Annotated in this window: 6 protein-coding genes and 2 pseudogenes; 5 read left to right on the top strand and 3 right to left on the bottom strand. The window is 61.5% G+C overall.

Annotation, left to right across the window (positions count from 1 at the left end):
• Positions 1 to 198: pseudogene (locus tag G6018_RS06400) on the bottom strand (ISL3 family transposase); the annotation flags it as partial.
• A 152-nt stretch (positions 199 to 350) separates the two neighbouring features.
• On the opposite strand from G6018_RS06400, the gene G6018_RS06395 reads away from it, so the two are divergent.
• Together G6018_RS06395 and G6018_RS06390 are read left to right on the top strand one after the other, a co-directional pair.
• Complete coding sequence (locus tag G6018_RS06395) at positions 351 to 560, top strand: hypothetical protein (protein WP_069388582.1); 210 nt, start codon at positions 351 to 353, stop codon at positions 558 to 560.
• Between the two features lie 150 nt (positions 561 to 710).
• Positions 711 to 1,607, top strand: coding sequence for an alpha/beta hydrolase (locus G6018_RS06390; protein WP_069388583.1), 897 nt, complete (start codon positions 711 to 713; stop codon positions 1,605 to 1,607).
• 616 nt (positions 1,608 to 2,223) lie between these two features.
• On the opposite strand, the gene G6018_RS06385 is transcribed toward G6018_RS06390, so the two are convergent.
• Positions 2,224 to 2,853, bottom strand: a complete 630-nt coding sequence (locus G6018_RS06385) for a TetR family transcriptional regulator (RefSeq protein WP_182639191.1) — start codon at positions 2,851 to 2,853, stop codon at positions 2,224 to 2,226.
• A 295-nt stretch (positions 2,854 to 3,148) separates the two neighbouring features.
• Between G6018_RS06385 and G6018_RS06380 the strand changes: the two genes are divergently transcribed.
• The gene (locus G6018_RS06380) at positions 3,149 to 3,673 is read left to right on the top strand and encodes a PaaI family thioesterase (RefSeq protein ID WP_008379464.1); all 525 of its coding nucleotides are present in this window, start codon (positions 3,149 to 3,151) and stop codon (positions 3,671 to 3,673) included.
• A 149-nt stretch (positions 3,674 to 3,822) separates the two neighbouring features.
• Here G6018_RS06380 and G6018_RS06375 read toward each other — a convergent pair whose 3' ends face one another.
• Positions 3,823 to 4,824 (bottom strand): AraC family transcriptional regulator, encoded by a 1,002-nt coding sequence (locus G6018_RS06375; RefSeq protein WP_107749265.1) that lies wholly within the window; start codon positions 4,822 to 4,824, stop codon positions 3,823 to 3,825.
• Positions 4,825 to 4,942: 118 nt separating this feature from the next.
• Between G6018_RS06375 and G6018_RS06370 the strand changes: the two genes are divergently transcribed.
• Both G6018_RS06370 and G6018_RS06365 read left to right on the top strand, forming a co-directional pair.
• Entirely contained in the window at positions 4,943 to 5,263 is a 321-nt protein-coding gene (locus G6018_RS06370) for a 2Fe-2S iron-sulfur cluster-binding protein (protein WP_067718080.1), read from the top strand.
• Between the two features lie 71 nt (positions 5,264 to 5,334).
• Positions 5,335 to 6,210, top strand: a pseudogene (locus G6018_RS06365) (cytochrome P450); the annotation flags it as partial.

The following is a 6,210-nucleotide window of genomic DNA, read 5'->3' as shown; positions in this document are numbered from 1 at the left end:
CGGCAGATCGGTCACCCGCCGCTCGATGTGGTCTCGTAGCCGGCCCACCACCCCGCACTCGGCGCAGATCGGATCCAGTGTGACCGGGGAGCAGAACAGGTGCGTGAGCTCGTCGGCCACGGCGGCGTCGGTGATGGTCACACCGAGTTCGACGGTGCGGCAGATGGTGTCGGCAAGCAGGCTGGCGGTAGCGTTCAAAGCGGGTCCTGGGGATGCGAAGTGCTGGTGTAGGAACTTGCATCTTCACACGCCCCAGGACCCCTACATCTTGTGCCTCACCGCATCACCGGCGAACCCCAGTTACGCACTCCGGATCCGGAAGGGCCCCTTATCCATGGGTGTGGGCTCGCGTGCACACCACGCGCGAGACCGCCGTTGGGGTGCTGCAGCAGGTACAGATCGCTGTGGTGGAAGTCCGAACGGATCGCGCCGGCCGATCGCGCCGACTCCACGAGTCTTTCAGCCGCGTGGAACGCCCGCCCGATCTCCGCCCGGAACAGCTCGGTTCCAGCATCCGGCGAGAGGATGACGTCGCTGAACCCGAGATTGAACCGCTGTGAGTGCGCCAATTGTGGCTGGTTGATCGACTACGAGGAGTCTGGGTCGGTGTCGAGTGAGTGTGCCGGTCGAGTGTGGTGTGCAATGGTATTCACCCCCTGCGGCAACATGACTGAGAATGCTCCACTCGATAATCATGGCGAGGAACTTCTATGGATCCTGTAGTCACAACCCTTGAGCTCCGCGGTGACGGTGTCACACTTGCCGCCGACCGGTGGGATCCACCGTCAACTGCGGGCGATTCAGACGTCAGCAGTAAAGGTGTGGTGCTGTTGCTGCACGGCGGCGGGCAGACCCGGCATTCCTGGCGAAACACCGGACGCAGGCTCGCGGCGGACGGCTGGTCCGCCCTCGCCCTGGATGCACGGGGGCATGGGCAGAGCCAATGGGCACCGGACGGGGACTATGGCATCGACGCTCTGGTCGCCGACCTGACCTCGGTCATCGGCGAGTTGGGGCAGACGCCGGTACTGGTCGGGGCCTCGATGGGCGGTATGACGTCGTTGATCGGACAAGGAGAGAATCCCGAGCTCGCTCGTGGTCTGGTGTTGGTCGATATCGCCCCGAAGGTCGAACCGGGCGGCACCGCGGAGATTATGGCGTTCATGCAAAGTGGCCTGGATGGTTTTGACAGCCTCGACGACGCTGCCGCAGCGATCGCAGCGTATACCCCGAACCGGGTCCGCACCCCCAACCCGCAGGGGCTGCGCAAGAACCTCCGTCTGCGCGATGGCCGCTGGTATTGGCATTGGGATCCGGCGTTTCTGCGCCAGGGCGACGAACCCACCCGCCAGACCGACTCGATCGTGCGATACGAACGCGCCCGGGACGCCGCAGCCGCGATTACCGTTCCCACGATGCTCGTTCGTGGAACACAATCAAACGTGGTCAGCGAAGAGGGCGCCAAAGAGTTGCTTGAGCTCATACCGACCGCCAGATTGATCGACGTCACCGGGTCCGGTCATATGGTCGCCGGCGACGACAACGATGTGTTCAGCGGCGGATTGAAGGGTTTTCTCGACAACGACGTTCTCGCATCGCGCCACTGACGCCGTCGAGGACTCGAACGTCACCGGCGGCGGGAGCTCACCTGGGTTGCGTATCGGTGCCGGTTGCATTGATGGCCGGATTCGCCCGCCCCCGCGGGCCGCTTCGCTGACAGCGGAGCTCGAGGACCGCTTCCCCGGATGTGGCCGCCCTGCGATCCCGGCTTCGATGTTGGCCACGAGCATGGACCGATAACCAGACGTTATGACAAGTAGACGATGCCGAGTTGTGAATCTCGCGAACTCGACCGCTCCCCGAACTGCTCGCACGTTCGTCCGGTCTCGCACTGGCAACTCGGCACCTCAGAACTCGGCACTTCATCAGCAGGCGCGGTGGGCGCGACTGGTGGAGCTGCTCGGTCTGAGGCTGTGCGCGATTCCGTTGCCCCCTGTGTGGGCGTGGTCGGAGACATTCCGAAAGCCGACCTTCTTGCCCCACACGGGCATATCGCCGTCTGGCGGGTTCGCCTGCGACAGATAGGCAACGGCGCGCCACAGGATCTCGTTTTCTTGCCCCTAAGAGTGGAGTCCACTGTGGCCGTCACGCGGCAACTATTCTCGACTGCGGCTGCTCGCGGCATCGTCCGGCCTCGAAGCCAGCGACTTACCATGACCAAGGTCATTGCGGCGTTCCTTGCGGTGCCAATGTCTCGGTGACGCGAACACTCAGTTCCGGCTTGTCGTCGCCTTCGGTGTGAGTGAACGTCCCAAGATGGGACCACATCGAGTCCACGAGCGGCTGGAGGAACAAACGGCCCAGCTGAGTGACGATGACGTCGACCACCTGAACAGCATCGGCGCGGACCCTAGACGCCGCACCAGACTGCCGCATAGCTATCACTTCCCGGTGTGTCAGCTCGGTGAGCCGTTCGAGTAACTCACCTCGCTGACCGCCGGGATCTAGCAACGCGCGGCGCAGGTAGTTCACCACCTCGGGACGCCTGAACAGCATGTCGGCAACCGCCTCGTTGCGGATCCGGGCGATGTCGGCGCCTGGGACGTCCACGGGCGCCGAGGCAAGTGCGGTAGCGAAATGCTCTACGACCAGTCGCTCGACCGCCCCGCGCAGGCCGTCCTTCGTGCCGTAGTGATGGACCACGAGACCCACCGTCACCCCGGCCGCGGTCGCCACGGTTCGCAACGAAGTGCCGTCCTCGCCGTTGGCGGCGTAGAGATCCAGTGCGGCGTTGCGGATGCGCGCCTTGGCAGTGAGATCCTGGCCCGCGGCGCCTGGTGCGGAACGATTCACGCGGTTCCCCTTCAGTTGCGGTCGAGCCTACGGACCCCAAACTAGACTATACGTCGGTACCGCATACTGTATGTTCGTACAGTACATGGTGTCCCGGCTCAGTCGGCCTTGTCGACCTGACTATCGTGCCGTCGGCAGCCAGTTGCTCAGGCCACCCGCATCGGGCCTCAGGGCCCCTTGGACGTCCCGGTCGAGGTTGGGTCACGGGTCGGACGTGCGGGTGTCGGCGATATCTCCGTCGCCATGAGCAGAGGTGTCACACCCAGCACAACTTCATCGACAGGAAGGTCTGGACATGGACACATTTCGCGACAAGGCCGGCGGGCCGATAGGTACCGATATCGACACCTGGGTGCGCTCGTTTACGCGCATGGAATCCGGTTCCTCCGAGCTTCCTCCCCACCACCCCAACTGCCTTGGCTGTGGACCAGAGAACCCGAATGGTCACTTCCTCTCGGTACGGCGTGACGGAGACGGCGTCGTCGCACACCACCAGTTCGACCAGCGCCACGTCGGGGCACCCGGCATTGCACACGGCGGCGCGGTAGCGACCGTGATTGACGACCTCTTCGGCTTCTTGCTCTATTCGGTCGGCGAGCTCGCCGTGACGCGCCGTCTCGAGCTCGAGTATCTTGCGCCAGCACTACTCGACACCCCGTACATCCTGCGCGCTGCAGTTCGGTCTCGCGATGGCCGGAAATTGGACCTCACGTCCACGATGGAGGATGCAGAGGGCCGCACTGTTATTACTGCCACTGCCCTGTTCATCGTGGTCGAGGTTGAACACTTTTTGCAGTCACAGAGAAACTCGAGGGCTTAGGCCAAACTCACCGCCGCGAGCACCAGGCCCGAATACGTCGAGGATGTCGGCGGAGCCTGAAGATATTGAACGCCACGCCCAAAGAACGGGCGAAGCGGAAGGCACCGTGCATCGCCAGTTGCCCTGTACGAGTCAACCAAGAGGCAGCGCTACCTACGACGGAACCCCGTCGGCGGGTGGCCGGTCCAGTGCTTGAAAGCGTGTGAAAAGCTGGCGAGGTCGCTGTAACCGAGGTCCGTGGCGATCTCGCTCGCGGACACAGATCCGTCCAGTAAACGAAGAATCGCGTACTCACGAATGACCGACTGGCGCAGTCCGCGATAGGTCATCCCTTCCTCAGAGAGGCGCCGCTTAAGTGTGCTCGTAGAGATGGAGAGTTCGTCTGCAATCCACTGACTTCCACAATCTGCGGGACGCTTCTCTATCAGACGTCTCACCTTGTCCGAATACGAGGCGATTTTACTCCGCTCGTCGAGCCTTCGCTGCAAGTCACCGCTAGCGAGTCGATACGCCACGGGGTCAGAGAACCGGCAGACGTGATTGACCGCGTCAACGGGAAAATGCAGAATGGACAGTGAAGCGTCAAATACCAGGCGACCAGCTAACCAATCCTGATCCACGGGCAGACCTTCCGGAGCGGGCCAACCCAGTGAGAGTGTGATGTCTGGTGCATCGCCAACGAGTATATTCAGCAGCCTCAGCAGGACCGCACCACAGTAGGTGACCACTAGGGAGTCTAGGACTCGATCGCCCGTCTGCCCATTGAGCGCGACAGACACTCCGTGTCCACCTGCGTAGAACTGCGCACTCAGGGCTGGGGTTATTAGCGGCAGGTAGGCAAGCAATTCCAATATCTCGCCTGCGGAACCTGCGCTTACTAGTGGGACGCTTAATGGTCCGAAGGACGTCAGATGAGCATGCTGGGCGAACGCCAAACCGAGGGTCGTTGCTTGGTCGACGTCGAGGTCGGGCAAGGCTTCCCTGATCCACCGCAGGGGAACTTGGGCGTTGATGGCAAGAAGTGACTCGACGTCGCTTCGCTCACGATCCATGATCTCGCGAAACCGTGCAACGGCGTCTTGCTCCAGAACTGGGCTCTCAAGTAACTGCGCGAACACGAGCGGTGGCACGCCCTCGCGATCAAGATTCATCGCCCCCGCCTTCTGAGCCAAATTAACAAGCTTCTGCCCTCAATCAACCTAGCCGCAGTCGTCGTTGTTAGCAATGCTGTGAGCAGCTATTACCCGAACAACCATGCAGGAGCCAGCGATGACAGTCGTAACCTTCGTCTCACATGAGGGAGAGAAGCACGTGGTGCCCTTAGAGGAGGGGCAGTCACTCATGCGGATCGCCGTCAACAACGCGGTGCCCGGGATTGACGCTGACTGCGGAGGCGAAGCCGCGTGCGGCACGTGTCATGTCATCGTTGATCCGCAGTGGTCCGAACAGGTCGGCCTCTCGGGAGCAAGTGAAGAGGAAATGCTCGCAATGAACCCGGAAAGGCTGCCGACCTCTCGACTGTCGTGCCAGATGACCGCGTCCGCGGATTGGGACGGCCTGGTCGTCCAGGTGCCAGAGTTCCAGATGTAACGACGAAGGGATCAAGAGTCGTGTCAAGCAATCATGTAGAAGTCGGGGACAGAATCCGGTCGGCCATCCCGATGGATCTTCAGATCCGGGGCGCCCATCTGTACGACAGGACTCGGCGCTGGGTGACAAGGACGAATGGGAAGAAGCTCTTCGTAGAGAGTCCCATTCCTCCCGTCGAGGATGTCGAGCTCGCCGACATCGACCTCAGTAATCCCTTTCTCTATCGGCAAGGACGCTGGCAGTCCTACTATGAGCGCCTGCGAAACGAGGCTCCGGTCCACTTTCAGCCCAACAGTGCGTTCGGGCCGTTCTGGTCAGTGACCCGACATGAAGACATCATCGCGGTCGATAAGAACCATGAGGTCTTCTCCGCCGAGCCGATGATAGTGATCGGGGCCCCGCCTCGTTTTCTCGATATTGAGATGTTCATCGCGATGGACCCACCGCGTCACGACTTGCAGCGAGCAGCTGTGCAGGGGGTGGTCGCGCCGAAGAACCTGCGTGAGATGGAGACGCTCATTCGGTCTCGGGTTCGCGAGGTACTAGACGACTTGCCGGTGAATCAGCCGTTCGATTGGGTCCAGGCTGTCTCGATCGAACTGACAGCTCGAATGCTCGCGACGCTCTTGGACTTCCCATACGAGGAACGTCACAAACTCGTGTACTGGTCAGATATTGCAACTTCGTTCGAGGAAGCGAACGGTGGTCCTGCGGACCTCGACGAGACGTTCGACGGAATGCGCGAGATGGCGAGCGGTCTGAGTTCTCTGTGGTACGACAAGAAGGCTCGGTTAGCAGAGGGGGAGGAACCCGGTTTCGACCTGGTCACCATGCTGCAGAGCAACGAGAACACCAAGGATCTGATCGACCGCCCGATGGAATTCATGGGCAACTTTGTGCTGTTGATCGTCGGAGGGAACGACACGACCCGGAACTCGATGAGTGGT

Source organism: Dietzia sp. DQ11-44 (genome assembly GCF_014145205.1).
Classification (GTDB): Bacteria; Actinomycetota; Actinomycetes; order Mycobacteriales; family Mycobacteriaceae; genus Dietzia; species Dietzia natronolimnaea.
Note: the sequence above shows the minus strand (reverse complement) of the source record. Positions and strands in the feature narration are given on the sequence as shown.